The organism is Mycetocola sp., from assembly GCF_046716805.1.
GTDB lineage: Bacteria > Actinomycetota > Actinomycetes > Actinomycetales > Microbacteriaceae > Mycetocola_A.
This window is the reverse complement of sequence record NZ_JBKJWH010000019.1, coordinates 1-24,906: the sequence shown is the minus strand read 5'-3', so window position 1 is coordinate 24,906 and position 24,906 is coordinate 1. Positions and strand designations below refer to the sequence as shown.

The 24,906-nt window shown below is 67.8% G+C and carries 27 protein-coding genes and 1 pseudogene; 7 read left to right on the top strand and 21 right to left on the bottom strand.

Going from position 1 to position 24,906, the window contains the following annotated elements; all coding sequences use genetic code 11:
- The first annotated feature begins 37 nt into the window (after positions 1-37).
- Positions 38-382 (top strand): hypothetical protein, encoded by a 345-nt coding sequence (locus tag ACLQ62_RS01625; RefSeq protein ID WP_411719913.1) that lies wholly within the window; start codon positions 38-40, stop codon positions 380-382.
- Between the two features lie 130 nt (positions 383-512).
- Here the strand turns inward: ACLQ62_RS01625 and ACLQ62_RS01620 are convergent, their stop codons facing one another.
- The 14 genes from ACLQ62_RS01620 to ACLQ62_RS01555 all read right to left on the bottom strand — a co-directional run bounded on the left by ACLQ62_RS01620 (position 513) and on the right by ACLQ62_RS01555 (position 14,157).
- Complete coding sequence (locus ACLQ62_RS01620; RefSeq protein WP_411719912.1) at positions 513-2,018, bottom strand: aldehyde dehydrogenase (NADP(+)); 1,506 nt, start codon at positions 2,016-2,018, stop codon at positions 513-515.
- A gap of 7 nt (positions 2,019-2,025) precedes the next feature.
- Positions 2,026-3,027 carry a proline racemase family protein gene (locus ACLQ62_RS01615; RefSeq protein ID WP_411719911.1) on the bottom strand — a complete coding sequence of 334 codons (1,002 nt, stop codon included), beginning with the start codon at positions 3,025-3,027 and terminating at the stop codon, positions 2,026-2,028.
- A gap of 31 nt (positions 3,028-3,058) precedes the next feature.
- Positions 3,059-3,991 (bottom strand): dihydrodipicolinate synthase family protein, encoded by a 933-nt coding sequence (locus ACLQ62_RS01610; protein ID WP_411719910.1) that lies wholly within the window; start codon positions 3,989-3,991, stop codon positions 3,059-3,061.
- The gene (locus ACLQ62_RS01605) at positions 3,988-5,457 is read right to left on the bottom strand and encodes an FAD-dependent oxidoreductase (protein ID WP_411719909.1); all 1,470 of its coding nucleotides are present in this window, start codon (positions 5,455-5,457) and stop codon (positions 3,988-3,990) included. Before ACLQ62_RS01605 ends, ACLQ62_RS01610 begins: the two co-directional genes overlap by 4 nt.
- Positions 5,454-5,777 (bottom strand): (2Fe-2S)-binding protein, encoded by a 324-nt coding sequence (locus ACLQ62_RS01600; protein ID WP_411719908.1) that lies wholly within the window; start codon positions 5,775-5,777, stop codon positions 5,454-5,456. Before ACLQ62_RS01600 ends, ACLQ62_RS01605 begins: the two co-directional genes overlap by 4 nt.
- 2 nt (positions 5,778-5,779) lie before the next feature.
- Positions 5,780-6,958 carry an NAD(P)/FAD-dependent oxidoreductase gene (locus ACLQ62_RS01595; protein WP_411719907.1) on the bottom strand — a complete coding sequence of 393 codons (1,179 nt, stop codon included), beginning with the start codon at positions 6,956-6,958 and terminating at the stop codon, positions 5,780-5,782.
- Between the two features lie 28 nt (positions 6,959-6,986).
- Positions 6,987-7,439 (bottom strand): aconitase X swivel domain-containing protein, encoded by a 453-nt coding sequence (locus ACLQ62_RS01590; RefSeq protein WP_411719906.1) that lies wholly within the window; start codon positions 7,437-7,439, stop codon positions 6,987-6,989.
- On the bottom strand, positions 7,423-8,688 hold the full coding sequence (locus ACLQ62_RS01585; protein WP_411719905.1) for an aconitase X: 1,266 nt from the start codon (positions 8,686-8,688) through the stop codon (positions 7,423-7,425). Before ACLQ62_RS01585 ends, ACLQ62_RS01590 begins: the two co-directional genes overlap by 17 nt.
- A 2-nt stretch (positions 8,689-8,690) precedes the next feature.
- Positions 8,691-9,404: an ABC transporter ATP-binding protein gene (locus ACLQ62_RS01580; protein WP_411719904.1), complete on the bottom strand. Its 714-nt coding sequence runs from the start codon at positions 9,402-9,404 to the stop codon at positions 8,691-8,693.
- Positions 9,391-10,185 carry an ABC transporter ATP-binding protein gene (locus ACLQ62_RS01575; protein ID WP_411719903.1) on the bottom strand — a complete coding sequence of 265 codons (795 nt, stop codon included), beginning with the start codon at positions 10,183-10,185 and terminating at the stop codon, positions 9,391-9,393. Before ACLQ62_RS01575 ends, ACLQ62_RS01580 begins: the two co-directional genes overlap by 14 nt.
- Positions 10,182-11,225, bottom strand: coding sequence for a branched-chain amino acid ABC transporter permease (locus ACLQ62_RS01570; protein WP_411719902.1), 1,044 nt, complete (start codon positions 11,223-11,225; stop codon positions 10,182-10,184). The genes ACLQ62_RS01575 and ACLQ62_RS01570 overlap by 4 nt, the downstream gene beginning before the upstream one ends.
- The gene (locus tag ACLQ62_RS01565; protein WP_411719901.1) at positions 11,225-12,118 is read right to left on the bottom strand and encodes a branched-chain amino acid ABC transporter permease; all 894 of its coding nucleotides are present in this window, start codon (positions 12,116-12,118) and stop codon (positions 11,225-11,227) included. Before ACLQ62_RS01565 ends, ACLQ62_RS01570 begins: the two co-directional genes overlap by 1 nt.
- A gap of 71 nt (positions 12,119-12,189) precedes the next feature.
- Complete coding sequence (locus ACLQ62_RS01560; protein ID WP_411719900.1) at positions 12,190-13,362, bottom strand: branched-chain amino acid ABC transporter substrate-binding protein; 1,173 nt, start codon at positions 13,360-13,362, stop codon at positions 12,190-12,192.
- Positions 13,363-13,485: 123 nt separating this feature from the next.
- A complete protein-coding gene (locus tag ACLQ62_RS01555; RefSeq protein WP_411719899.1) occupies positions 13,486-14,157 on the bottom strand; it encodes a GntR family transcriptional regulator in 672 nt (223 codons plus the stop codon).
- A 78-nt stretch (positions 14,158-14,235) separates the two neighbouring features.
- Between ACLQ62_RS01555 and ACLQ62_RS01550 the strand changes: the two genes are divergently transcribed.
- The 4 genes from ACLQ62_RS01550 (at position 14,236) to ACLQ62_RS01535 (ending at position 17,643) form a co-directional block, all read left to right on the top strand.
- On the top strand, positions 14,236-15,261 hold the full coding sequence (locus ACLQ62_RS01550) for a proline racemase family protein (protein WP_411719898.1): 1,026 nt from the start codon (positions 14,236-14,238) through the stop codon (positions 15,259-15,261).
- Positions 15,258-16,184 (top strand): ornithine cyclodeaminase family protein, encoded by a 927-nt coding sequence (locus tag ACLQ62_RS01545; protein WP_411719897.1) that lies wholly within the window; start codon positions 15,258-15,260, stop codon positions 16,182-16,184. Before ACLQ62_RS01550 ends, ACLQ62_RS01545 begins: the two co-directional genes overlap by 4 nt.
- Positions 16,185-16,284: 100 nt before the next feature.
- The gene (locus ACLQ62_RS01540) at positions 16,285-16,713 is read left to right on the top strand and encodes a transferase (RefSeq protein WP_411719896.1); all 429 of its coding nucleotides are present in this window, start codon (positions 16,285-16,287) and stop codon (positions 16,711-16,713) included.
- A 135-nt stretch (positions 16,714-16,848) separates the two neighbouring features.
- Positions 16,849-17,643 (top strand): tryptophan-rich sensory protein, encoded by a 795-nt coding sequence (locus ACLQ62_RS01535; protein WP_411719895.1) that lies wholly within the window; start codon positions 16,849-16,851, stop codon positions 17,641-17,643.
- A gap of 45 nt (positions 17,644-17,688) precedes the next feature.
- Here the strand turns inward: ACLQ62_RS01535 and ACLQ62_RS01530 are convergent, their stop codons facing one another.
- The 6 genes and pseudogenes from ACLQ62_RS01530 to ACLQ62_RS01505 all read right to left on the bottom strand — a co-directional run bounded on the left by ACLQ62_RS01530 (position 17,689) and on the right by ACLQ62_RS01505 (position 22,691).
- A complete protein-coding gene (locus ACLQ62_RS01530) occupies positions 17,689-18,108 on the bottom strand; it encodes a DUF1761 domain-containing protein (RefSeq protein ID WP_411719894.1) in 420 nt (139 codons plus the stop codon).
- 82 nt (positions 18,109-18,190) lie between these two features.
- Positions 18,191-18,499 (bottom strand): annotated as a pseudogene (locus ACLQ62_RS01525) (alcohol dehydrogenase); the annotation flags it as partial.
- Between the two features lie 76 nt (positions 18,500-18,575).
- A complete protein-coding gene (locus ACLQ62_RS01520; protein ID WP_411719893.1) occupies positions 18,576-19,457 on the bottom strand; it encodes a 3-methyladenine DNA glycosylase in 882 nt (293 codons plus the stop codon).
- Between the two features lie 433 nt (positions 19,458-19,890).
- Positions 19,891-21,069 (bottom strand): cytochrome P450, encoded by a 1,179-nt coding sequence (locus ACLQ62_RS01515; protein WP_411719892.1) that lies wholly within the window; start codon positions 21,067-21,069, stop codon positions 19,891-19,893.
- A 208-nt stretch (positions 21,070-21,277) separates the two neighbouring features.
- Entirely contained in the window at positions 21,278-22,216 is a 939-nt protein-coding gene (locus tag ACLQ62_RS01510) for a LysR family transcriptional regulator (RefSeq protein ID WP_411719891.1), read from the bottom strand.
- A complete protein-coding gene (locus ACLQ62_RS01505; protein WP_411719890.1) occupies positions 22,209-22,691 on the bottom strand; it encodes an HtaA domain-containing protein in 483 nt (160 codons plus the stop codon). Before ACLQ62_RS01505 ends, ACLQ62_RS01510 begins: the two co-directional genes overlap by 8 nt.
- Before the next feature lie 178 nt (positions 22,692-22,869).
- Here ACLQ62_RS01505 and ACLQ62_RS01500 point away from each other — a divergent pair, with 178 nt between their 5' ends.
- Positions 22,870-23,061 (top strand): ferredoxin, encoded by a 192-nt coding sequence (locus tag ACLQ62_RS01500; RefSeq protein WP_411719889.1) that lies wholly within the window; start codon positions 22,870-22,872, stop codon positions 23,059-23,061.
- Positions 23,058-24,221 (top strand): NAD(P)/FAD-dependent oxidoreductase, encoded by a 1,164-nt coding sequence (locus ACLQ62_RS01495; RefSeq protein ID WP_411719888.1) that lies wholly within the window; start codon positions 23,058-23,060, stop codon positions 24,219-24,221. The genes ACLQ62_RS01500 and ACLQ62_RS01495 overlap by 4 nt, the downstream gene beginning before the upstream one ends.
- 91 nt (positions 24,222-24,312) lie before the next feature.
- Here ACLQ62_RS01495 and ACLQ62_RS01490 read toward each other — a convergent pair.
- Positions 24,313-24,906: LysR substrate-binding domain-containing protein (locus ACLQ62_RS01490; RefSeq protein ID WP_411719887.1), on the bottom strand; the 594-nt coding region annotated here is incomplete at its 5' end.

Sequence of the window (24,906 nt, the reverse complement as noted above, 5' to 3'; positions counted from 1 at the left end):
CCTGCACCGCTTGGCTGGGCGGAGAAAGGGAGGCCACATGGCTGTGAAACTGAACCAGCGGGCGTTCCGCCACGCGAAGAAGCTGGTCGACGACGGGAAGGTCGAGCGCGACGAGCGGGACGACTGGAGCGAGCACGCCCCGACCGCGGAGAAGGAGAACGCCTTCCTCGACAAGCACGATTGGTCCGACTACTCAGACTGGTACCTCGGTGTCGACGACGAGCATCCGGATGACACGAAGGGCCACTACAAGTTCCCGATCGGCGACTTCACCACAATTCACCGCTGCGGTGTCATCTCGGCTGAGAGCCGGGCCGGCCAGAACGACTACGACGACATCCGCGATGCGCTCAAGACGCTTCTCGAGCGCATCGACGGATGACACGCGGCAGGTCCGGCGGCACCCGCAGCTGTCACGCGAACCGGGTAGCGCTGGTCAACCGTCGCTGCGCGGTTGAAAAAGCACCCGCGCAGCACCAAAACACCCGCGCAACGCCGTGCGGCAGCCCCCGTCAGCGAGTCGACAGCGCGGCGCTGCCCCAGCTCAGGGATTCCCCGGCCGGGCTGCGGTGCTGCGGAACACCCCACGGGTTGTCGTCGCGCAACGGCTCAGGCAGAAGGGCCTGCGGCGCGCTCTGGTAGGTGACCGAGCGCAGGAAGCGGGAGATCGCGGCCGTGCCGACGGACGTTCCGCTGTCCATCGTCGTCGCCGGGTACGGCCCGCCGTGCTGCATCGCCGGTGTCACGGCGACACCGGTCGGCCAGCCGCCGAACAGCACTCGCCCGACGTGGCCGGTCAGCCACTGCACGAGCGATCGGACCGGCTCCGAGTCTTCCCCGTCGGCCAGGTGCACCGTGCCGGTGAGGTTGCCCTCGAACAGTAACTCGGCGACCGGAACCAGCTCGGACTCGTCGTCGTACTCGACCACGATCGCGAGCGGACCGAAGGCCTCATCGCGCAGGCGTTCCCGCTGCGCGACCAGGTCGCGGACGGGCACGCGAACGAAGGTGGGCGTCGCCCAGCCCTGGCCGTCCTCATCGATTCGCACGGCGCCCTCGGCGAGCGCGGTGACGCCGTCGGTGCCGAGGATGGTGTCCCTGCGGCCGCCGTAGCCGGAGGCGATGCCGGGGTTGAGCATCCGGTGTTCAGCGATTCCGCCGGCCCGTGACGCCACCTTCTCGGCGAATCCCTGCCCGGCGGGCACGAACAGGAAGCCGGGCTTGGTGCACAGCTGACCGGCCGAACCGGAGACGCTGGCGACGAAACCGTCGGCGATCGCGTCCGCGTTCTCGGCGATCGCCGCCGCGGTGACAAAGGCCGGGTTGACGCTGCCGAGTTCTCCGTAGAACGGGATCGGCGCGGGTCTGGCGGCGGCGATGTCGGCGAGCATCCGCCCGGCCCGGATCGATCCGGTGAACGAAGCGGCGGCGATCCTTGGATCCTTGAGCATGGTCACTCCGGCTTCCTGGCCGGAGATCAGCTGCAGGATGCCGGCGGGCGCGTCGACCTCGGCGAGCGCCCGGTTCGCGACCTCGGCGGTGAGCTCCGACAGGCGAGGGTGTCCGGAGTGCGCTTTGACAATGACCGGGTTGCCTGCGGCGAGGGCTGAGGCGGTGTCGCCCCCGAGCACGGAGAACGCGAACGGGAAGTTGCTGGCCGCGAAGTTGAGCACGGGACCGACCGGCACCCGGTAACGGCGAAGGTCGGGCCGGACGCCGAGCGCGAAGGAGTCATCGGCGTCATCGATCCGCACGTCGAGGTAGCCGCCGTCGACGATGACGTCGGCGAACAGCCGCAACTGCACGGCGGTGCGCTTCAGTTCTCCGCCGAGGCGGGCGTCGGTGAGGCCCGTCTCCTCGCGGGCGACGGCGACGAGGTCGGGCTGCGCCGCTTCAAGAGCGTCGGCCACGGCCACGAGGGCCCGGGCGCGCAGGCGGGGTTCCCTGCCCGCCCACTCGGGGGCGGCATCCGCTGCGCGCTGGGCGATCGTGTCGAGTTCTGCTGGGGTCATGGACATGTCGGCCTCACAATTGGAATCCGGTTGGGAAAGGGTCTGACGGGTCGAGCAGGTACGAACCGATTCCGGTCACCCAGGCCCGCCCGGTCACGGTGGGGATCACGGCTGGGATGCCGGCGACCGTCGTTTCGGCGATCAGCCGGCCGACGAAGCGTGATCCGATGAACGACTCATTGACGAAGTCGGTGTGTAGGTCGAGCTCGCCACGGGCCCACAGTTCGGCCATCCGTGCGGATGTACCGGTGCCGCACGGCGACCGGTCGAACCAGCCCGGGTAGATCGCCATCGCGTGGCGGGAGTGCTCCGCGGTGGATCCGCTCGCAATGAATTCGACGTGGTGGCAGTGGTTCACCCCGTCGATCTCCGGATGCCGCGGAGGGTCGGTCGCGTTGATGGCATCCATGATCGCGAGCCCCGCTGAAAGGATCTCCTGCTGGTTGGACCGGTCGAATGGCAGGCCGACGTCGTCGAGGTCGACCATGGCGTAGAAATTGCCGCCGAACGCGAGGCTGTAGCGAACCGGCCCGTAGCCGGGAACCTCGACGGTGTCATCGAGTCGCACACTGTACGCGGGCACATTCTCGATGGTGACCGAGTCGGCGTGGCCGTCGGGCACCGCGACCCGCGCGATGACAAGCCCGGCCGGGGTGTCCAGCCGGATGGTCGTGACCGGTTCGGTCACCTCGACCATTCCGGTCTCGACCAGCACCGTCGCCACACCGATGGTGCCGTGCCCGCACATCGGCAGGCAACCGGACACCTCGATGTAGACGACACCCCAGTCGGCGTCCGGCCGGGTCGGAGCCTGCAGGATGGCGCCGCTCATCGCCGCGTGACCGCGCGGCTCGTTCATGAGCAACTGACGGATGTCGTCCAGGTGCTCCATGAAGTACAGCCGCTTCTCGTTCATGGTCGCGCCGGGGATGACGCCGACGCCGCCGGTGACGACGCGCGTCGGCATCCCCTCGGTGTGCGAATCCACCGCGGTGAACATGCGTTTTGAACGCATCCAGTGCTCCTTCCCGGCTTCGGGTGGGTGGTTACGCGCTCACTCGTGACCGGCTCTTGATGTAGTCGAGCGCCTTGACCGTGTCCGCGCGAACGGCGGCTTCCTTCTCGGCGCTGAGCGGTCCGCGCGGCGGACGCGTGGGTCCACCGTAGCTGTTGCCGGCGATGTCGATCGAGAGTTTGATGGCCTGCACGAACTCGGTCTTCGAGTCCCAGCGGAACACGGCGACGAGCTGCGTGTACAGCTCCAGGGCCTCGGCGATGTTGCCGGCCTTGACCTGGTCGTAGATCTCGACCGCTTCGCGGGGGAACGCGTTGGGGTAGCCGGCGAACCAGCCGGTCGCACCGGCGACGAGGGACTCGAAGAGCAGGTCGTCGGCTCCGGCGATGACGTCGAGGTCGCAGACCTCCTGGATTTCGAGCACACGACGGATGTCGGTGGAGAATTCCTTGACGGCGACGACCTCGGGGATCTCCGCGAGCCGCTTGAGCAGGGCAGGGGTCAGGTCGACCTTGGTGTCGATCGGGTTGTTGTACGCCATGATCGGCAGCCCGACCTCGGCGACGCGGGTGTAGTGCTCGACGACCTCGTCGTCGTTGGCCCGGTACAGCGTCGGCGGCAGCAGCAGCACGCCGTCTGCGCCGTCTTCCTTGGCGTATTCGGCCCACTGCTTCGCCTGGTGCCAGCCGACGCCGTGCACTCCGGCGACGACGAGTCCGCGGTCGCCGACGGTTTCCACCGCGACCTGAATCACCTTTCGGCGCTCATCGTCGGTGAGGGAGGAGTATTCGCCGAGCGATCCGTTGGGGCCGACGCCGCGGCATCCGTTGGAGATGAGGAAGTCGCAGTGCTCAGCGAACCGGTCGTAGTCGACGGCGAGGCCGGCCGGTGCGGACGCGTCCTCCTTGAAGGCGAGCGTGGTGGCGACGATGACGCCGCCGAGGTCGAATTTCTGAGTGGTCATGATTTCGGTCCTTTCAAAGGATCGGCCAGTGGGGTGGAGGTGGACAGTGGAGAGGGGTCGGACGGAGAGGCGGCTGCGGCGAGTTCGCCGAGGCGGACGGGAACGGCGAGCGGGCGGCGGTCGGTCGACACGGCATCGCCGAGGGTGTTGCCTGGCAGCCGGCGGGCGATCAGCTGTTCGAGCGATCGACCGCAGACCCGGCCCTGGCAGATGCCGAGCCCGGCCCGGGTGCTGAGCTTGAGGGAACGCAGCGAGGTCGAGCCGGTGCTCTCGGCGGTGCGGCAGAGGCCGCCGAAGCTGACTTCCTCGCACCGGCAGACGATCGTGTCGTCGGTGACCATGGCGGGCCAGCCGGGGCGGATGCCGTGGGCCGCCTCGATCCGTCGGGCGAAGCCCGCGTAGACCCGCCGTTTGCGAACCTCGCCGGGCAGGTCCGACGGTTGTCCGCCGGCCGCAGCGTGGCCGGCGAGCGCACCCTCGGCGAGGGCCAGGTCGACTCCGCCGATGCCGGTGATCTCACCGGCGGCGTAGACGCCGGGCACGCTCGTCGCCTGGGCGTCGTCGATAGCGACGAATCGATCGGCGGTGATGTCGCAGCCGGCGGCGATCGCGAGTTCGAGCCGCGGGGTGAACCCGTGGCTGACGCAGACGGCGTCGACGGCGATCCTCCGTTCGGTGCCGGCGATCGGCGCCCAGTTCGCGTCGAGGGAGGCGACGGTGACGGATTCGACCCGGTCGGTTCCGTGCGCCGCGATGACGGATGCGCCGGTGGTGTATGGGATCCGGTGTTTCAGCTGACCGCCGAGATAGCCGGCGAGTTCGGCACCTTTCTTCGCTGCGGGCAGCAACTGCCAGGGCCGCGGGAGCCAGCCCCGCACCAGGGACGGCAGCCGGGAGGACTCGAACACCCCGAGAACGCGGGAGCCGGTCGCGGCGAGCGACGCGGCGACGGGGAGCAGGAACGGGCCGGCGCCGGCGACGAGAACGCGGCGGCCGACGGCGAGGCGCTCCCCCTTGGCGAGGGCCTGCGCGGCGCCGCCGGTGAAGACGCCGGGCAGATCCCAGCCGGGGAAAGGGAGGGTGCGGTCGTGGGCGCCCGTCGCCAGGACGATCGCGTCCGGGAACAACTCCAGGCGCTGGCGGCCGGTCCCGTCGCTCGGGCCGACGATGACGTGCACTCGGCCGGGACCGGAGTCACCGGGCTCGAGCGCGAAGACGGACGCAGAGGTGAGGATGCGGCATCCGTCGTCGGCGCGCAGGTCGGCCTGGAGCTCGCGGAAGGTGTCCCAGCCGTGGTGGAGGAGGCGTTCGTTCGCAGCGGGACGCGCGTCGGGCAGGTGTCGCCAGAACTGTCCGCCGAGTTGCTCGGAGGAGTCGACGAGGGTGACCGTGGCACCGCGGCGACGGGCGGAGCGTGCGGCGGCGAGGCCGGCCGGTCCGGCGCCGAGGACGAGGATGTGGCTCATGCGGTGCTCCCCGGCAGCGGGTCGTGTTGGGTGACGACGACGTCACCGTCGGCGGCCCGGCGTTGGCAGGCCCGCACGTCACGGTCGCCGTTGACTTCGACGAGGCAGTCGAAGCAGACGCCGATGCCGCAGAACACGCCGCGGGGGCGCCCCGAGACGGAGGTGCGGCGGAAGGCGAGCGGCCCGCTCGCGAGGATCACCCCGGCGATGCTCTGGCCGGCGACCCCGTCAAGAGGCGCGCCGTCGAGTCGAATCGTGACGGTTGCGGGGGCCGACGGCCGGATCGGGTCGTCGGAGAACGGCAGGAGTCGAGCGGTCATGGTCAGGCCGCCAGTTCGAGGTGCGGGGCGAGCGTCGCCCGGGCCGGTGAGTACGGGGTCGGGTCGACTTCGGGGGTGCGACCGAGGAAGAGGTCGCGGAGCAGTTCGGCGGTGGCGAGGCTCAGCCCGATTCCGGCTCCCTCGTGTCCTGACGCGTGCCAGAGTCCTGGCATCCGCGGGTCTTCGCCGATCGCCGGGAGGTGATCGGGCATGAACGGGCGGAATCCGCCGTAGCTGCGCATCACGGCAGCGGTGGCGAGGAACGGGAACAGGCGCAGCGCCTTCGCGGCGACCTCGGTGAGAACGTCGACGCGCAGGCTGGAGTCGAACTCGACCTGCTGCCGGGAGGAACCGATGAGCACGGTGCCTCCCGCGGTGGACTCGACGACGCTCGAGGTCTGCAGGGCACGGTCGTCGGAGCCGACCGCTCCGACGTAGTCGGCGTCGTAGACCTTGTGGAAGATCCGGTGACGCATCCGGGTGGTGACGAGCAGTTCGCCGCGGCGCGGGCGGACGGGCAGGTGCAGGCCGATCCGGTGCGCGACGTCACCGGACCACGGGCCGGCGGCGATCAGCACCCGGGTCGCGCGCTGGGGTCCGCGGCTTGTCATCACGCCGATCAGCGCTCCGCCGTCGTCGAACAGCCCACCGGTGACCTCGGTGTTCTCGAGCAGTCGTGCCCCGTGTTTACGGGCGGATGCCATCAGCGCTTCGGTCGCGATCGTCGGCTGCACCTGGGCGTCTTCGGGGTAGAAGACGCCGGACGCGACGGCCGGGTTGAGGTCGGGTTCGAGCTCGAGCAGCTCGTCGGCGTCGACGACACGGGCGTCGACGCCTGCGCCGCGCTGAGTTGCGGCGAACGCCTGAAGCGACTCGGCGCCGTCGATGGTCGTCGCGACGACGAGTCCGCCCTTCCGCTCGAATTCGATCGACGGGAACGCGTCGCCGAGTTCGGCCGAAAGGTCGGCGGCGGTCGTCGCCCACAGCCGGGACGCGAACTGCGCGAGCACCAGCTCGTGGCCCGGTCCCTTGTCGGAGACGAGCAGGTTGCCCTCGCAGGCCGAGGAGGTGCCGCCGGCGGTCGTGCCACGGTCGAGGACAAGGACCGAGAAACCGGCGAGAGCGAGGGCGCGTGCGCAGGCAGCGCCGACGATGCCGGCCCCCACGATGATCACGTCCACGGTGTTTCCCTTCGTAATATGTTACATACTACACAGCGGCGGATGTTCCGCAAGCGTCCCAGGAGACGACCCCGGAATTCTCGTCGGCCCTCACCCGCACCCGTCCTGCGCGCGGGATGCCGGCGGCATCCGTGAGCAGGATCGGCATCCGCACGTCGTACACTTCGGCAGCAGCGAGCGCACCGAGCGTGACGATCGCGTCGCGGGTGGCGAGCAGCATCGCGGCCGGGCCGACTCCGGAACGGATCTGCTCGGCGAGCACGCTCGACGACGAACTCGACCCGCGTGATGCGCTCATCACGACGACCCGGCCGGCGAGCGAGGTGCCGCACTGCGGGTGGTGGACGTCGGTGATCACGCCCGTGGCGAGATCGGTGCCGCCCCAGAACGACAGCGGTTCGTCGAGCCACAACAGGTCGCCCTCGGCCTCGCCCGCGCAGAGCGCAATCGCCTCCGCGCGGCCGTCACCAGGCGGTGTCATCGCGGATCACCCGCCCGGCGCGAGCGGACGCGACACACTCGGCGAGCGTGCCGAGCACGACGGTGATGCCCATGTTCGCCGGCGCGTACCAGGCCCACTTGCCGGACGTGGTCATCGCCGTCCGCACCGAATCAGCCAGGATCGGAACGAGGTAGGTGCAGGTGTCGACGACGATCCGCGCTCCGGCCCGTTCGCAGACGTCGAGGAACCCGCGCTCCCGCGCCTCGGCGAGAACGGCCCGCGAGGTTGAGATCCAGACCGCGACGGCGAAGTCGCCGGGCTCGCGCAGGAGATCGGCGAGCTTTTCGAACTCGGTGAGCGAGAAGTGCGGTGTGCCGAGCGAGACGGCGTCGAGCGGAGCATCCGTCGCGGCTGTCGTCAGTTCGTCACGAGCGGCGGTGAGCATTCCGCGGGTGAGCACGGTCGAACGGATGCCGTCCGGCGGCCACGCGGACCCCGCCGCTTTCGCTTCGGGCGTCGACCCGGCGACGTGGAAGAGGGCGACCCCGCCGCTGGAGGCGGCGGTCGCCCCGAGCGCCTTGAGCCGGTCTTCGTCGACCGAAGCCGGGTCGATGCCGGTGAGGATGCTGACCTCCTCGCCGGCGATCCGGCCGAGGAGGAACCCGAGAGCCGCCCAGGCCGCTTCGCTGTCGAGGACGTGTGCGGGCAGGTCGGAGCAGTCCACGGCGAGCGTCGGGACGCGTTCCGCCGGGAGGTGGAGCCCGGCCAGCGGCACCCGGCCGGTCACAGCGGCGCAGGCGTCGAGGAAGTCGCCGTAGCGAGCGGTCCGCGCGCCGAGAACCGAATTGGCAAAGACGATCGCGTTCGACTCAGCCCAGGCGATGTCTGTCCCCGCTTCCGGCCGGGATTCGATCTGGTACGGGGCGCAGGTCCAGGTGGGCTGGGCGCCGAGCGCGACGTAGGCGTCCATCAGGCGGCGTGCGGCCGCCGCCTCGTTCGGGTCGAGGCGCACGAGCCCGGGGTGCATCAGGTCGAGCGAACTGACGTTGAGCGTGGTCGGCACCGACACCCGTGCACCGAGCCGCGCCAGCTTCTCAGCGAAATCGAGCCCCGCCTGCCCGTGGTACAGGCAGCTGTCGATGTGCGCGGACTCCACGTCGATGAGCTCGGTCGCCTCTGACACCCGCGCGAGCGCGACGACGATCCGCATGGCCATCGCCACCCCCGGGCCGCGCTCGCCCGACAGCTTCGCTTCATCCTCGGCGGTGAGGACGAGGGGGGAAGCCACCGTCATCCGTTCCCGAGGTAGGCGTCGACGATCCGGGAGTCGGTGAGCAGGTCGGCCGCGCGGCCCTCGATGGTGGTGGCGCCGTGTTCGATGACATAGGCACGGTCGGTGACCTTCAGAGCGGCTCGCGCGTTCTGCTCGACAAGGAGCACGGCGGTGCCCTGGTCACGGATCTCGCTGATCACCCGCATCACTTGTGCCACGATCAGCGGCGCGAGACCCATCGACGGCTCGTCGAGCATGAGCATCTTCGGCCCGGCGACGAGACCACGGCCGATGGCGAGCATCTGCTGCTCCCCACCGGAAAGCGTGCCGCCCTGCTGAGTGCGGCGCTCCGCGAGCAGCGGGAGCAACTCGTAAACCCGCTCGATGCGCTTGGCGACGGTTGCCCGGTCCTTGACGAGGTAGCCACCCAGTTGCAGGTTCTCGAGCACGCTCAGCGTGCTGAAGATCCGGCGTCCCTCAGGCACGTGGATGAGGCCGGCGTCCACGACATTCCACGGATGCGCCTTGCTGATGTCCGTGCCGGCGAACCGGATGCTTCCCGAGTGCAGCCTCACGAGGGCGGAGGCCGTCGACAGTGTCGTGGTCTTACCTGCGCCGTTGTTGCCGAGGAGGGCGACGATCTCACCCTCGTCGACGGTGAGGCTGATCCCCCGGAGCGCCTGCACCTTGCCGTAGAACACTTCGACATCGTGAAATTCAAGCATCGCCATGCGACTGCACCTCCTCGTCTTCGTCGCGGCCCAGGTACGCCTCGATCACGGCGGGGTTCGCCTTGACCTCGGCCGGAGTGCCCTCGGCGATCTCCCGGCCGAAGTTCATCACGACGACCCGTTCGGAGACCTCCATGACCAGACCCATGTCGTGCTCGATCAGCACGATGGCTGTGCCCAGGTTCCGGATCCGGTTGCACAACTCGAGCAGCCGCTGCTTCTCGGAGTAGTTGAGCCCGGCAGCGGGCTCGTCGAGCAGGAGCAGATCGGACTTGCGGGCGAGCGCCCGGGCGATCTCGACTTGCTTCTGCTGCCCGTAGGCGAGGTTCCGGATCGGAACCCCACGCGGTCCGGCGTAGCCGACGAAGTCCAGCCAGCGGTGTGCTTCCTCCGTGTACCCCGCTTCACTGCGCTTGAACCGGGGAGTGTGGAAGATGGCATCCGCCCAGCTCTGCCCACCGTAGAGGTGCATACCCGCACGCACGTTGTCGAGCACGGTGAGGTCGGGGAACAACCGCAGGTTCTGGAAGGTGCGGGAGACTCCGGCGGCGGCGATGTCGGCGGGCCGTCTGCCCGTGATGGCTTTGCCGTTCAGCAGCACCTCACCGGCCGTCGGCTTGTAGAAGCCGGTGATGCAGTTGAACGCGCTGGTTTTTCCTGCACCGTTCGGCCCGATCACCGCGACGATCTGCTTGGCGTGCACGTCGAAGGACAGGCCGTCGACGGCTTTGACGCCGCCGAACGCGATCTGGAGGTTTTTCACCTCGAGGACGGCGCTCATCGCTGTTCCCCCGCCACTGCTGCTGCTTTCTTGTCCTCGGCCTGTTTCCGCTCAGGTTCGTACCCGCGCGCGGGCCAGAAGCCTTGCGGGCGGAACACCATCACGACGACGAGCAGGATGCCGAAGGCCAGGTACCGGAACTCGGCGAGGTCGCGCAGCAACTCGGGCAGCAGGCTGATGACGAGGGCGCCGAGCACGACACCGCGCATGTTGCCCATGCCGCCGAGCACCACGGCCATGAGCACGAGGGCGGACTGCAGGAAGACGAAGCTCTGCGGCGAGACGGCGGAGAGGTGGGCCGCGAACAGCACACCGCCGAAGCCGCCCCAGATCGCGCCGAAGATGTAGGCGAGGAGCTTCACCTTGTAGGTGTGAATGCCCATCGCCTCAGCGGCGTCCTCGTCCTCACGGACGAACCGCCAGGCGCGCCCCAGCCGAGACTTGCCGAGCCGCGCGGCCGCGAGCACGAAGGCGGCGACGACGAAGATGGTGATGTAGTAGAAGATCGCCGGCTGCTGGAAGTCGACATCGCCGATCTTCAGGATGCCGGGGATGCCGAAGATGCCGGACGGTCCACCGGTGATGGCGAGGTTGTTCGCGGTGATGCGGGTGATCTCACCGAACCCCAGGGTGACGATGGCGAGGTAGTCGCTGCGGAGCCGGAGGGTGGGCGCGCCGATGATCAGGCCGGCGAGAACCGTCATGACGAGCACGGCCGGAATGGTGAACAGGAGCGGGAGTTCGAACGCCTTGGCGACGATGCCCGCCGTGTACGCCCCGACCGCCATGAACGCGATGTAACCGAGGTCGAGAAGACCGCAGTACCCGACGACGATGTTGAGGCCGGACGCGAGCAGGACGAAGATCGCCGCGGTGGTCATGATGTTCAGCGCGTAGGGCGACGCGTTGACGAACGGCGCGGCAACCGCGATCGCCAGGGCGATCCAGCCGAGCATCTTGCTTTCGAACAACCGGGACAGCAGGTTCGACGGCGGCCGGATTCTCTTCGGCGCGAGGGTGGTGTCGACGTTCTCGCTCATCAGACACGCTCCGTCACTCGTTCGCCCAGGATGCCTGTCGGCCGAAGGGTCAGGAAGAGGATGAGCACGGCGAATGCGAAGACGTCCCGCCACTGGCCACCGAACCACTGGGCGCCGAACGCTTCGACGAACCCGAGCACGAGGCCGCCGAGCATGGCGCCCTTGATGTTGCCGATCCCGCCGATGACAGCGGCGGTGAAGGCCTTGAGGCCGATGATGAAGCCCATCAGGAAGTCGATCTTGCCGTAGTAGGCGCCCGCCATCACACCGGCGGCACCGGCGAGTGCCGAGCCGATGAAGAACGTCCGGGTGATCACGGAGTTGACGTTGATGCCCATCAGCAGCGACGCGTTCCGGTCGAGCGCAATCGAGCGCATGGCACGGCCGGTCGACGTGTTCTGGATGTAGCTGTTGAGGCCGATCATCAGCAGGCCGGCGATGATCATCAGCACGATCTGCGGCAGAGACACGCGAGCGCCGATCAGGTCGAAGACCTCGCCCTCGAGGCGGATCGGGAAGGACCGGGGGTTGGGTCCGGCGATCGCACTGATGCCGTACTCGAGCGAGAACGAGACACCGACCGCGGTGATCAGCACCGCCAGCCGGGGCGCACCACGCAGAGGGCGGTAGGCGAAGCGTTCGATCAGCACACCGGCTGTGCCGGTGAGCAGCATGCTGAGCAGCAGCACGACGAGCAGGGCGCCGATCGAGAGGGAGGCGGGGATGCCGCCGAGCGACGACAGCACGGCGAAACCGATGAAGGCGCCGAGCATGTACAGGTCGCCGTGGGCGAAGTTGAGGAGCTTGATGATGCCGTAGACCATGCTGTAGCCCAGCGCGATCAAGGCATAGAAGGAACCGACGAAGAGCCCGTCCCAGATGAGTTGCATCATGGGGTAATCCGTTTCACAGAAGCAGTGAGCGGATGCCGCGTCGCGACGAGCGACGCGGCATCCGTTTCAATTCAGGACAGGTCGTCTTCGAGAACGAATTTGCCATCCTGAATCGCGAGAATGACGAACCCACCGCTGGAGAGCGTGTGCTCAGGGGTGAACTTCAGCGGGCCGGAGAACATCTCGAACCCGTCGATGCCCTCGAGGGCTTCGATGATCTTGTCGCCGTCGGTCGAACCGGCCTGCTCGATCGCTTCAGCGGCGAGACGCACGGCGTCGTAGGACTGGGTGGAGTACGGGCCGGGAGCCGAGCCGAACTTCTCTTCGTAGTTGGCGATCCAGTCTTCGGCGCCTTCGATGGTGTCCGGGGTCTGGGTCATGGTGGCGAAGACGCCTTCGGCGCCCTCACCGGCGATCTCCGACAGCGAGGGGTCGACGCTGCCATCGGCGACCATGATCTGACCGGTGAAGCCGGCCTTCTTGAGCTGGTTGATGATCAGTCCGCCCTCCTGGTAGTAGCCGGTCCAGTAGACGAGCTCAGGGTTGGCGTTCATGATGTCGCGGACGACTGCCGAGTAGTCGCTCTCTCCGGCGGTGACCGAGGTGCTGAGGGCGACGGTTGCCGAGCCGTCCTCTTCGATCTGCTTGGCGGTCTCGGTGTTGATGTCCTTGGAGTAGCTGGTGTTGTCATCAACCAGAGCGACCGTGGTGAAGCCCGACTTCTTGATGAAGTCGAGTGCTGCCGTGGACTGCTGCTTGCCTGTTCCGTTGATCATGAACACGTTCTTGAGCTTCTGGTTGACCAGGTCCTGCGAGTTCGCGGCCGGGACGATCATCGGGATGCCGGCCTTCTCGAAGATCGGCAGCTGCGGCAGCGTGGCACCTGAACAGTACCCGCCGACCGAAACGACGGCACCGCCCGAAACGGCCTTGTTTGCGCTGGCGACAGCCTGCTGGGCGTCGCACGCTTCGTCGCCGACGACGAGTTCGAGTTCGCGTCCGTCGAGAACGCCGCCGGCTTCGTTGATCTCCTCGACGGCGAGCTGGGCGCCGTTCTGCATGTACTCACCGGTCGGAGCGCTGCTCCCGGAGATGGGGATGACCATGGCGAGTTTGATCGGGCCGGCGCTCTCACCCTCCGAGCCGCTGTCGCCTGCGAGCAGCCCACCGCTGCATCCCGAGGTGGTCAAGAGAACCGCCGCTGCGATTGTGATCAAGACGGTGCTGTGTCTTCTGAATTTCATTGCCTGCATCTCCTTTGATGTGACAGCCGGGTGACGTCGAGAGCATCCGCTCAACGCTGCAAATCTGGCGCCAGTACAATATGACATGTCACCTTCGGCGCGTCAAGGCTTTCGCAGGAGTGCTCAGTGCGAGCTTTTCGGCTCTCCCCACCACGCGACGACATGGGCCAGGTGTCGCACGGTCAGCTCTTCGAGTTCGGCGCCTTCTCCGGCCTCGATCAGGTCGAGCATCTCGTGATGCTCGCGCGCGGATTGGGCCAGTTCGGGGCTTTCGCGCATCGTGGCGAGGTTGACCATCCGGGTCTGGGATCGCAGTTCCCGCACCATCGCGACGAGGCGGCTGTTGCCGTGCAGTCCGATCAGTCCCAGGTGGAAATTCCTGTCGTTCTCGACGAAGGAGGTCAGCTCGCCCCGCTCGGCGTGCCCGGTGATCGTGGCCGCCAGGTCACGCCACGGGCGCAGGTCGCTTGCCGACAGTTCACCGGCGAGCGTTCGCATCGCCGGCGCTTCGAGCAGCTGCCGCACCTCGATGATGTTGCGAAGCTCCTCCAGGCTCACGGTCGTCACCCGGAACCCCTTGTTGCGAACGGGCTCGACGAATCCGCGCTGAGCGAGGTCGAGCATCGCCTCGCGGACCGGCGTCGCAGACACTTCGAATTGGGCAGCGAGCGTCGGAACGGAGACGAGGGTGCCTGGCGCCAACTCACCCGAGATGATGGCGGCGGAGAGGGACTCGCCGATCCTCCCGCGCAGGCTCTCGGCTTGAACGATCTTGCCTATCGTTCGGCTGGTCATCTCTCTCCATTCCTCGGTGGGCGCTCCGCCCGGGCCGACATCATCGCTTAATGCCGGGCCGCTCACTAGCATCATGATATGTGCCATACCATTGTTTCGCTTCGGGCAATCGACTACCACACCGCCGGAGAACCGTTTCGGATCGTCGTGGACGGCTTTCCTGCCATTATGGGTGCCACCGTCGCCGAGCGTCGGTTCTCGGCGCAGAAATCACCTGATCTGGACGCGATTCGCCGGTTGCTCTGCCGAGAACCGCGCGGCCACGCCGACATGTACGGCGGTTTTCTCGTTCCGCCGGACGACGACGGCGCACACTTCGGAGTCCTGTTCTGGCACAACGACGGCTACTCGACGGCGTGCGGCCACGGCACCATCGCTCTCGGCGCCTGGGCGGTCAGCAGCGGTCTGGTAGCTGCCGAGCCGGATGCCGTGACACCGGTTCGCATCGACGTCCCATCCGGTCGGGTGGTCGCTCACGTGCGGACCGTCGGCGGACGCGTCGACTCCGTCGTCTTCGAGAACGTCGCCTCCTACCGGGTCGCTCGAGCGGTGCCGGTCGCCACCTCGCACGGGTCGATCACGGCCGGGCTCGCGTTCGGCGGAGCGCTGTACGCGAGCGTGGATGTGGCTCAGCTCGGCCTCAGCGTCAGGCCCGAGCACTATTCGACGCTGCTTGAACTCGGCCGCGAGATCAAGTGGGCGCTCAACGATTCACCGTTGGCGCAGCATCCGACCGACGACCGCCTCAGCGGGGTGTACGGCAGCATCCTCTTCGAGGACCTCGGCGACGGCGCCGATGGCCCGCACCAGCGCAACATGACCGTGTTCGCCGACGGCAGGGTCGACCGTTCGCCGTGCGGCTCAGGAACCGCAGCTCGGGTCGCGGAACTCGCCGCGGATGGGCGGCTTCGGGCCGGCCAGGTCCTCACCCACGACTCCATCGTCGATTCTCGCTTCCTGGGCCGCGTCCGATCGAGCACCGCCGCTGTGCCCGGCGGGGTCGGGGTCATCGCCGAGGTGGAGGGAATGGCGTACCGAACCGGTGACCACGTTTTCCACCTCGACCCGGCCGACCCGGTGGGCGAAGGGTTCCTGCTCCGATGACCGCGTTGCCCTGGATCTCCGCCGACGAGGTGTTCGCCGCCGTCGATTACGCGTCGGCCGTCGATGCTCTCCGCCGCCACCTCGCCACCGGCCCTGACCCTGCAACCGACCCGCCGCGCAGCATCCTCGACCAGAGGAACGGTCAACTGCTGCTCATGCCGTCCGAGTCAGCGGATGCCGTCGGCGTGAAGGTCGCCACCGTGGCACCGGGCAATGCGGCGCTGGGGCTCGAGCGAATCCAGGGCATCTATCTTCTGATGGATGCCCGGACGCTGACCCCGATCGCCCTGCTCGACGGCACGGCGCTGACCACGCTGCGGACACCGGCCGTCTCCGCCGCCGCTGCGAGCTACCTGGCCCCTGAGACGATCGAGCACCTCGTCGTCTTCGGCTCCGGCCCGCAGGCCGAGGGCCACGTCGAGGCGATGAACGCGATCCGGCCGATCGGCCGGGTGAGCATCGTGGCGCGGCATGCCGGCCGTGCCGAGGACCTCGTCGACCGGCTCACCGACGCCGGCTTCTCTGCCGCGAGGGGCACCCCGGACGCGGTGCGGGACGCTCAGCTCATCGTGTGCGCGACCACGGCACGAACCCCCCTCTTCGACGGATCGACGGTTCCGAGCGACTCGTGCACGATCGCGGTCGGCTCGCACGAGCCCGATGCGCGCGAGCTCGATTCGGCGTTGATGGCGCGCGCGCAGGTGGTGGTCGAGGACCTCGCCGTCGCCCTCCGGGAGGCCGGCGACGTGCTCATCCCCCGAGCCGAAGGGCTGCTGTCCACGGACTCGCTCGTGCCGCTGCGGGATCTGGCGACGGGCGCGGCATCCGTCGACCGCATGCGCCCTCGGGTGTTCAAGAGCTCAGGAATGTCGTGGGAGGACCTCGTTATCGCCGAGGAAGTATTTCGAGCTCGAACGATCTGACTGAGAGCGCGCTGAAAGCAGGAATCGGGCGCTGACCTGCACCGTTGATGCTGGTAGCGCACAAAATCGGAGTCCCCCGTGCGGTGTGCTGAGAGGCATCATGAGCAAAGTATTTGAGGAGATCGAGTCCAGGGCGGGCGAGATCGCGAAGTACCGCCGCCATCGCAACGGTCGTGGCTTCGTCGCGCAGACCGCCACCGTCGACCCGACGACCTGGATCGAACCCACCGCATACGTCGAGCCCGGCGCGACCCTCGCCGGACGGTGCTGGATCGGTGCCGGAAGCTGGATCGACCGCGGCGCCATTCTCTCCGCCGGAGTGTTCGTCGGAGCCAACGTCCACGTGGGCGCTGACGCCATCGTCGGCGTCGGAGCCGAAATCGGCAGCCACACCCGCATCGGCGCGAAGGCGAAGATCGGCGCTGGGGCACGCGTCGCTCGCGACAGCACCATCCCGACCGGAGCTGTCGTCGCCGGTCCGCCCCGGAACGGTGGACCGAAGAAGAGCGACATGGGTCGCGCCGCGTAGCTCACCGAACAGGACTGACGCGGCCCGGCGCTGGCCGGCACCGACGACATCCGGCGCAAGACCCGTGCCGAAAGTGCTCGCGCTTGCTAGGGTCGACGCACGCTCGGTCGAATGGCCGCAGCGGAGAGGACCGCCATGAAGTCCACCGACCGACTGCGCCAGATCGTCGTCGTGGTCAGCGCCATCCTCGCCATCGCCGGCGCGTTCATCGGCTCCGGGGCAGCGGGCGGAACCCCGATCGCCGAAGCATCGGGCGGTGCCCTCTCGGCGGATGCCACCCCGGTCGCCCCGGCAGGCCCCGCCTTCGCGATCTGGTCGGTGATCTACGCGGGCCTCATCGCCTACGCGATCTGGCAGTTGCTGCCTGCCCAGTCCCGTGACGGACGGCACCGCCGGCTCGGCTACCCCATCGCGCTGTCGCTGGTTCTCAATGCGGCGTGGATCCTCAGTGTGCAGTTCGACCTGCTCTGGGCGAGTGTGCCGATCATTGTGCTGCTCCTGATCGTGCTGATCTGGGCGTTTCGACTCACGCTCGCGTCGCGGCCGAGCAACCTCGTCGATGCGATCGTGACCGACGGCACCATCGGCCTCTACCTCGGCTGGGTGACGATTGCGACCGTCGCCAACACGGCGGCGGTGCTCACCGCCATCGGGTTCTCCGGGTTCGGCCTGTCGCCGGACATGTGGGGTGTGCTGCTGATCGCGATCGCCGGCGTGATCGGGGTCGGTCTCGCCCTCTACGGCCGTGGCCGGCTCGCTCCAGCGGCCTCACTCTGTTGGGGCATCGCCTGGGTCGCGGTTGGGCGCCTGAGCGGCGACCTCGTCTCGGTGCCGACAGCGATCACATCCGTTCTCATGGTCGCCGTGATCCTTCTCGTGACGATCGCCGCGCGCATCAAGGCGCCGCGGCCGTTGCCTGACACCGCCTGAGCTCGCGCGCGACGGGCGAACCCGGGGCATCCGCTTGTTGCTGGACTACGCGGGCCAGACCCCGATGATGATCGCCATGATGACGATGGTCACGAACTCGTGGGCGACGTTGAGCACGGTGAGCCCGGTGGGCCGGCCGTCGAAGGCGTCGTGGGTGATGAAACGCGCTGCGGTGAACCCGGCCCACAGGATGATGCCGGTGAGCAGGGCGTTGACGAAGAAGCTGCCGCCGTAGAAGTCCCAGGAGAGGTATGTGGCACCGGCCAGCACCCAGGCTGTGACGAAGCTGACGATCAGGGTGAGCAGGATCGGCCGGATGGCGTCCCTCGAGTTCCCGGATGGCGTGACGTTCGCGGCCTCCATCCAGTAGTTGCCGAAGACCTTCGGGGTGTACCAGATCGAGCCGACGACCATGCTCGAGAGCGTGGCGAGGAGTACCGCCCAGTAGTTGATCTCGGGGACCATGCTGTGTCCTTCCGTGGAACGGATGTGGCTGAAGTGTAGTGCCGCGCCCGGTGCCGCCGGAAGGCACCGAGCGGACCCAGCCCTAGAACACGATGATCTGCCGCAACGCGTGCCCGTCGGCGAGGGCGTCCATCGCGGCGTTGACCTCGTCCAGCCGGATCTCGGCCGACACGAGCTTGTCCACCGGGAGCCGCCCCGCGCGCCACAGATCCGCGAAGATCGGGATGTCCCGCGACGGAACGGCCGAGCCGAGATAGCTCCCGACGATCGTCCGGGCTTCGGCGACCAGGCCGAGCGGTGAGACCTCGGCGAGCGCGGACGGCGACGGCAGCCCGACCGTGATGGTCGTGCCGCCGGGGGCGGTCAGCGCCACAGCGGTCTCGGATGCACGCACGTTGCGGTGTGTTTCGCTGCCGGCGGGCGACCCGTCGATCCTCCCACGTCGCCGCGTCGGCGGCGCACTCATCTCAGACGGCCGCCCGAGCCACCTGGATCGCCGCAACGATCCGTGCGCGCAACGCGTTCGACCGTTCGGCGAAGGCCCGCTGCTGCCGCACGTACTCGGCTTTGCCCTCGACGGTCTCGATCGCGACGGGCTCCGCACCCCACGGCGCCATGTCGTACGGCGACGCGCGCATGTCCAGCCAGCGGATGTCACGGGCCAGCGTGAACGTCTCGAGCAGGACCTCGCCCGGCACGAGCGGGCCGAGCTTGATGGCCCACTTGTAGACATCCATGCCGGCATGCAGGCAACCCGGCTGCTCGAGCTCCGACGATGTCTCCCGGGTCGGCTGCAGGCGGTTTCGAGGTACGGCCGCCGGGGTGAAGAACCGGAAGGCGTCGAAATGCGAGCAGCCGATGTGGTGCGACTCGACGACCGCGTCGGTGCCGGCCTGCCCCAGCCGCAGCGGAACGGGATGCCGGTGCTCGCCCTGCCGGTAGACCATCGCCCACTCGTGAAGCCCGAAGCAGCCGAACTGGCTGACCCGGGCGGCGGTCCGGCTGAGGAGTTTCTCGATGAAGTCGACCGACGAGCCGTTCGCGGCCAGGAATGCCGCCGCATCGACGGCGAGCCCGTCGTTGTTCGCGCGGTACCAGCGCCAGTCCGCACGATCGAGCGCTGCGGCATCCGTCAGCATCACTCCCGCACCCGGGTGCCAGCGCCGCAACAATCTCGGCTTGAACGGGTAGTAGGTGAAGAGGAAGTCCTCGATCGGATGCTTCTCGCCCCGCTGCACGCGCACCCGCCAGTCGGCGGTGAGGGCGTCCGCGCGCTCCGCGTGGGCTGCCTCGCGCGCCTGCCACTCGGCGCGCGTCAGCACCGCGGTGTCGAGGGTCAGGTGGGGCATGGTCCCACGGTATCCCGAGTCGCTGCGAGAAGCCCTGTTTCCAACTGCGGAGATATGGGCCGTTTGTGACGGATTCGTGCCGAAATGTGCCCGCCCGCCGGAAATCTCCGAAGTTGCGAACGGGGCCGTTGGCAGCCCACCGACCGGCGCATGAGAAGGAGCCGCAGCGCCGAAACCCACCCCCACCTATGACGAAAGCCGCACCACTGCAGGCACCTCCACGCACGGCACCCTCGACGAGTTGGATGCCATCGCGGCGATCGTCGTCGGCGGAACGCCACTCATCGGCACCCCGGATCGCGAGAACACGCGTTCCGGTCGGAAACACCCGTTGCGCGGGATGTTTTCGTCCGGAACGCGTGTTTCGACGCGGGCACGGGCCTCCTGGCGCGCGGTGGAGGCGGGTCGAGAAGGCCTCCCTCGCTGGTCGGCGTCAGGCCGGCACGAACTCGAGCACCGGCAGCTTGTCGAGGCTCTGGCTCGCGTTGTTGATCTTGCGCACCGGTTCGCCGACGGTGATCCGGCTCACCCGGCGGACGAGCGCGTCGAGCATCGCGAACGCCTCAAGTCGGGCGAGGCCCTGTCCGGCGCAGCTGTGAACTCCGTACCCGAAGGTCAGGTGATCCACCGGGTTCCGTCGAACGAGGAACTCATCCGGGTTCTCGTAGTGACGAGGATCCCGGTTGCCGGCTCCGAAGAGAATCGCGACCTGCGCACCGGCAGGGATGAGAGTTCCGTCAACCTCGGTGTCCGCTGTGACGAGCCGTCCCTCGGCGAGCATCAACGCCTCGTATCGGAGGATCTCGTTGTACGCGGAGGGAATCAGCGACGGGTCCTGCCGCAGGATTTCGTACTGATCCGGGTGCGCCGCGAACTGGGCAATTGCGTTACCGAGCGAGGCGATGGTGGTGTCCATCCCCGCTGCGACGTACTGGTGGATGATCTGTCCCGCATTTTCCAAGGGAATCTCGCCGCGGGCCGCTGCATCGAAGATCGCGCGCCCCATACTGCCCTCGGCCAGGTCGGTGCCCTGCAAGGTACTCGCCCACTGGAACAATTCACCGGCGATCGGGAAATTCTCTGCCGTGCGTGCGTTCATCGGGCCGAGCACGTTGAAGGCGGCTTCGCCCCAGCCCAGCACCTTGTCGCGGACATCCCCCTGCACCCCGATGAGGTCGACGACGACCTGCAAGGGCAGCGCTCGGGCGAGGTCATCCATGGCATCGAACGACCCGCGTTCAACCAGCCCGGCGACCAGGACGTCTGCCTTCTCGTCGATGCCGGCTTTCATCTTCCGGAGGGCCCGCGGAGAGAGATTCTCGGTGAGCGCAGCGCGGAGGGCCGTGTGGTCCGGAGGATCCGTCGCCATCGTCGTACCGACGAGGGCGCCGTTCATGGCGTCGTTGAACGCGACGGAGTTCGATGAGAACACCGCCCAGTTGCCCAGAGCGTCGCGAATGGGCTCGTAGCGCGTCAGCGCCCACACATCATTGGTGTCGAGCCGCACGACGGAGGACTGCTCCCGAAGTTCGGTGAACGTGGGATACGGGTTCGCCAGTACCTCGTCCGACCAGAGGTCGATGTCGGATGCGACGATCGTAGAAGAATTCATAGGGATGCCTCACGTGATGGGTTCCGATCCACCCAGCCGGTTGGTCGTGCGGATCGCTTGTATTCGGCAGACCGCTGCGGGGACGAGGTCAACCCTGACTTTCGCCTCCCCGGCACCGGCCCGGTACCGACAGTCAACGGACTCCGGGAACATAGATCAAGTGAATCGTTGGCATGAGGTCCATGCACGTTGTGAATAGCGTGCCGCCTCAGCCCTGCGGCACGGACGCGGCGGCTTCGGTAAGAAGCCCGCGCATCCACGTTCGGAACTGCTCGTCGCCGAACCGTGGGTTCCAGACCATATCGATCCCGAGGGTCTGGATCGGAAAGGGAAACTCCTCGACGCGCAGGTTCAGGGATCGTCTGAAGGCGGATGCCACCCGGTGGCGTGCGAGCGCCACCCCTCCGGCTCCGTCGACCAGGTGAGGGATGAGCAGGGAATCGGTCACCTTGTTCCGCACCGAGTACGGCACATTCTCCTCATCGAGGATGGCGTACGGAAGAAGTCGCTGCGGATACGCGTCGAAGACGACGTGCGGCTGAGTCTCGAGCAGCTCCCTGGCGGTCGCACCTGCCGGGGTATCCGCGGACGCAATGACGACCCACCGATCCTCGTAGAGTCGCTCACGCGGATATGGCGAAGCGAATCCTTCGGAGAGAAGCGTCACGTACACGCCGTCGTCGGTGAACATCGTCGGGGATCTCATCGTGGTTGTGACGAACCGCAGGACCATGTTCGGCGCCCGCTCGGCCAGCAGGCGTGCGATGGCACTGCCGATGACGAAGACGGTGCTGGTGGTCATCGCCATCGTGATCTCGCGGCGATCGGTAGCGGGGTCGAAGACAGACGAACTCACCAACCGCGCCGTCCTTCGCAGCGCCCCGCGCAACGGCGCGATCAGTTCGAGTGCTCGCGGCGTGAGCACCATGCCGCTTCCCTGCCGCACCATGAGTTCGTCGCCCATCAGCCGTCGCATGCGTTGCAGCGCGTGACTCATGGCCGGCTGCGACATCCCCACCCGCGCGGCAGCTCGCGTCACCGATCCTTCCTCGAGAAGGGCGAGGAGCGGAACGAGAAGGTTGAGATCGACGGATGCCAGACGGCCGAATTCGACGTCGCCTCGCCAGTCGCGCTCCTCGTTACTCATCGCCCGGCGCGAACGTGACGCGGAGGGGGTTGAGAGCTTGCCCAACGCGGTACTGGCCGCCCATCAGAATCTGGCCCTGACCGGTCAGGCTGGCGGTCGCCTCGAGAGAGCTCGCGCCGGAATCGAGGTCCGTCATCCGGTTTTGCAGCACGAGATCGGCGAACGGCAGGAAGCGATCGGCGTCGAGACCACCGCGTTCCCGGACCAGGAGTGTCCCGCGCTCCCCGGCGAGTTCGATTCTCGGGTCGCGCAGTTCGATGTCGAGGGCGCCCCAGTATCCGGTCAACCGCACGGTTCCAAGGAATTGCAGGCTGTCGTCATCGCGGTCACCCGACTCCTGGCGCCCCGGGAACCGGAACCCGCCGCCCTCCCTGCTCGCCGGCTCCAGGGTTTCGACCGTGCCGTCATCGAGGGCTTCGATGTAGGCGATCAGGCTGTCTTTGACCGCCCAGAACAATTCTGGCTTCGTTGCCATGTGCATTCCTCACTGCTTCGTCGCTGGTGCAAGCTGGTGCAAGCTGGCCACCAGCGTAGCCGGTAATTCGGTTCGGGCATGTAGTCGATGACAAACATGCATTTGACGCACGTTGCGCGGGGGGTGACACTTACCGGAGTCGATGTGGCAGGGCCGCCATGTCGCGACAGGAGGCATCATGAAAATCATCCTCGACCGACCCCGCTGCGAGGGCCACGGGCTCTGCGAGGAGGCCGCCCCACGCCTGATGCACCTCGACGATGAGGGCGAGCTGATCCTCGATGTCGAGACCGTCGACACCGATTCCGATCGGGATGCCGCCAATCAGGCGGTTCGCGTCTGCCCCGTGGCCGCCCTCCGGCTCGAATGACATCGTCAGGGTTTCGGCGCATCGTCGTTGTCGGCAACGGGATCGCCGGCCTCACGGCGAGCGACTCGTTGCGGGCCGCCGGGTACGACGGTGAACTGACCGTCGTCGGGAACGAAAACCACTCGCCGTACAGCCGCCCGGCGCTGTCGAAGGCCGCGCTTCTCGACGGCGGGGAGATGAGCTCGCACCGGCTGCCCGCCCCCACACACGAAGCGAGTGAGATTTTGGGCGTCAGCGCGTCCCGGCTCGACGTCGACAAAAAGGTGGTGCACCTCGCCGACGGCACAGAGGTCCCGTACGACGCGGTGGTTCTCGCCACCGGGTCCCGCGCGCGACGCCTCGGCTCGGGCGACGACCGCGAACTGACTCTCCGCACCCTCGACGACGCACTCGCTTTGCGGCATCGGCTGAGCAACAAGCCGTCGGTCGTCGTGCTCGGTGGCGGTGCGCTCGGCATGGAAATCGCCTCAGGATGCCTCGCCGCCGGTTGTGCCGTCACCCTGGCATCCCGCGATGAGCCTCTCATCCGCCAGCTCGGCTTCCACCTATCCCAGGTCTTCCTTTCCGGTGCCCGGCGAAGCAGGCTCAGGCTCGCGTCGTCGCCTGCGGTCGATGTTCGCCACGGCGACGGGGTCTCCCGAGTCGCCCTGGCGGACGGCACGGAGCTCGAAGCGGAGCTCGTGATCAGCGCCGTTGGCGACGCACCCAACACCGAATGGCTGCAGTCAAGCGGCCTCCTCGTCAATGGCGAACTGACCGTCGACAGCCGCGGACGCGTGCGGCCCGACATCGTGGCGGCCGGCGACCTGGCGGCTTTCCCGACTTCACGCGGCATCCAACGGATCCCGCTGTGGACCAGCGCCATCGAGCAAGGCAAGGTTGCGGCACTCGCCCTGGTGAAGGGCGATGAAGCTCCCGAGCTCGACTTCACACCGTATTTCTGGACCGAACAATTTGGCCTGAGCCTGAAGGCAAGCGGGTTCCTTCCCCTGGCGGGCCTTCCTGAGGTTCTGGAAGGCGACCCGCAGGAGAATCGGGCGCTCCTCCGCTGGTCCCACGACGACGGATCGGGCACGGCTGTCGCGATCAACTACCGGATCCCGATTCCCCGGCTGCGACGCCTGAGCGCGGCACGGCAGAGCGCCGCGTCCGCCGCCTGAAAGCGGGTGAGATCACCCGTTCCGGCCCAAAACATGCGGCGCGCCGCGTGTTTCCGTCCGTAACGGGTGACCACGGCAGAATCTCGAGTATCTAGGCCCGGCCAAGCAGCTCCGGCTCGAACGCCTTCGTGCGGGCGCGCAGGGCGCTCGCCACCGCGGCGACGGCCGGCTGGCGCAGCGAATCGGGGCGCAGCACCATCCAGTACGGCAGCCGCTCCTGGATCTTCTCGGGCAGCAGTCGCACCAGGTCTGGATGCCGGTCGGCCATGAAGCAGGGCAGGAATCCGATTCCGGCGCCCGCCCGCGTCGCTTCGACGTGGACGAACACGTTCGTCGAGGTGAAGGCATCCCGCATCGTCGGCACCAGCCGCCGCGGCGCGTCGAGGGCGTCGACCTGGAGCATCGAGTCGACGAAGTAGACGAGCGGATGCTCCGCCAGCTCGCTCACGTGGGTCGGCTCGCCGTGCTCGGCGAGGTAGTCGCGAGACGCGTACATGCCGAGGATGTACGACCCCAGTTCGACCGCTTCGACCCGGTGCGCGTGCGGTTCGCCGACGACGACCTCGATGTCGAGTCCTGACCGGTGCTGGAGCACGGGCCTGGTGACGGTGATGATCTCGACGGTGAGTTTCGGATGCTCCCGCTGCAACTCGGCGACGGCGGGGGCGGCGATGTACGCGCTGAA

Coding starts and splice junctions, on each gene's coding strand:
- ACLQ62_RS01625 (WP_411719913.1), top strand. CDS start 38: ATGGCTGTGAAACTGAACCAGCGGGCGTTCCGCCACGCGAAGAAGCTG.
- ACLQ62_RS01620 (WP_411719912.1), bottom strand. CDS start 2,018: ATGTCCATGACCCCAGCAGAACTCGACACGATCGCCCAGCGCGCAGCG.
- ACLQ62_RS01615 (WP_411719911.1), bottom strand. CDS start 3,027: ATGCGTTCAAAACGCATGTTCACCGCGGTGGATTCGCACACCGAGGGG.
- ACLQ62_RS01610 (WP_411719910.1), bottom strand. CDS start 3,991: ATGACCACTCAGAAATTCGACCTCGGCGGCGTCATCGTCGCCACCACG.
- ACLQ62_RS01605 (WP_411719909.1), bottom strand. CDS start 5,457: ATGAGCCACATCCTCGTCCTCGGCGCCGGACCGGCCGGCCTCGCCGCC.
- ACLQ62_RS01600 (WP_411719908.1), bottom strand. CDS start 5,777: ATGACCGCTCGACTCCTGCCGTTCTCCGACGACCCGATCCGGCCGTCG.
- ACLQ62_RS01590 (WP_411719906.1), bottom strand. CDS start 7,439: ATGACACCGCCTGGTGACGGCCGCGCGGAGGCGATTGCGCTCTGCGCG.
- ACLQ62_RS01580 (WP_411719904.1), bottom strand. CDS start 9,404: ATGGCGATGCTTGAATTTCACGATGTCGAAGTGTTCTACGGCAAGGTG.
- ACLQ62_RS01575 (WP_411719903.1), bottom strand. CDS start 10,185: ATGAGCGCCGTCCTCGAGGTGAAAAACCTCCAGATCGCGTTCGGCGGC.
- ACLQ62_RS01570 (WP_411719902.1), bottom strand. CDS start 11,225: ATGAGCGAGAACGTCGACACCACCCTCGCGCCGAAGAGAATCCGGCCG.
- ACLQ62_RS01565 (WP_411719901.1), bottom strand. CDS start 12,118: ATGATGCAACTCATCTGGGACGGGCTCTTCGTCGGTTCCTTCTATGCC.
- ACLQ62_RS01560 (WP_411719900.1), bottom strand. CDS start 13,362: ATGAAATTCAGAAGACACAGCACCGTCTTGATCACAATCGCAGCGGCG.
- ACLQ62_RS01555 (WP_411719899.1), bottom strand. CDS start 14,157: ATGACCAGCCGAACGATAGGCAAGATCGTTCAAGCCGAGAGCCTGCGC.
- ACLQ62_RS01550 (WP_411719898.1), top strand. CDS start 14,236: ATGTGCCATACCATTGTTTCGCTTCGGGCAATCGACTACCACACCGCC.
- ACLQ62_RS01545 (WP_411719897.1), top strand. CDS start 15,258: ATGACCGCGTTGCCCTGGATCTCCGCCGACGAGGTGTTCGCCGCCGTC.
- ACLQ62_RS01540 (WP_411719896.1), top strand. CDS start 16,285: ATGAGCAAAGTATTTGAGGAGATCGAGTCCAGGGCGGGCGAGATCGCG.
- ACLQ62_RS01535 (WP_411719895.1), top strand. CDS start 16,849: ATGAAGTCCACCGACCGACTGCGCCAGATCGTCGTCGTGGTCAGCGCC.
- ACLQ62_RS01530 (WP_411719894.1), bottom strand. CDS start 18,108: ATGGTCCCCGAGATCAACTACTGGGCGGTACTCCTCGCCACGCTCTCG.
- ACLQ62_RS01520 (WP_411719893.1), bottom strand. CDS start 19,457: ATGCCCCACCTGACCCTCGACACCGCGGTGCTGACGCGCGCCGAGTGG.
- ACLQ62_RS01515 (WP_411719892.1), bottom strand. CDS start 21,069: ATGAATTCTTCTACGATCGTCGCATCCGACATCGACCTCTGGTCGGAC.
- ACLQ62_RS01510 (WP_411719891.1), bottom strand. CDS start 22,216: ATGAGTAACGAGGAGCGCGACTGGCGAGGCGACGTCGAATTCGGCCGT.
- ACLQ62_RS01505 (WP_411719890.1), bottom strand. CDS start 22,691: ATGGCAACGAAGCCAGAATTGTTCTGGGCGGTCAAAGACAGCCTGATC.
- ACLQ62_RS01500 (WP_411719889.1), top strand. CDS start 22,870: ATGAAAATCATCCTCGACCGACCCCGCTGCGAGGGCCACGGGCTCTGC.
- ACLQ62_RS01495 (WP_411719888.1), top strand. CDS start 23,058: ATGACATCGTCAGGGTTTCGGCGCATCGTCGTTGTCGGCAACGGGATC.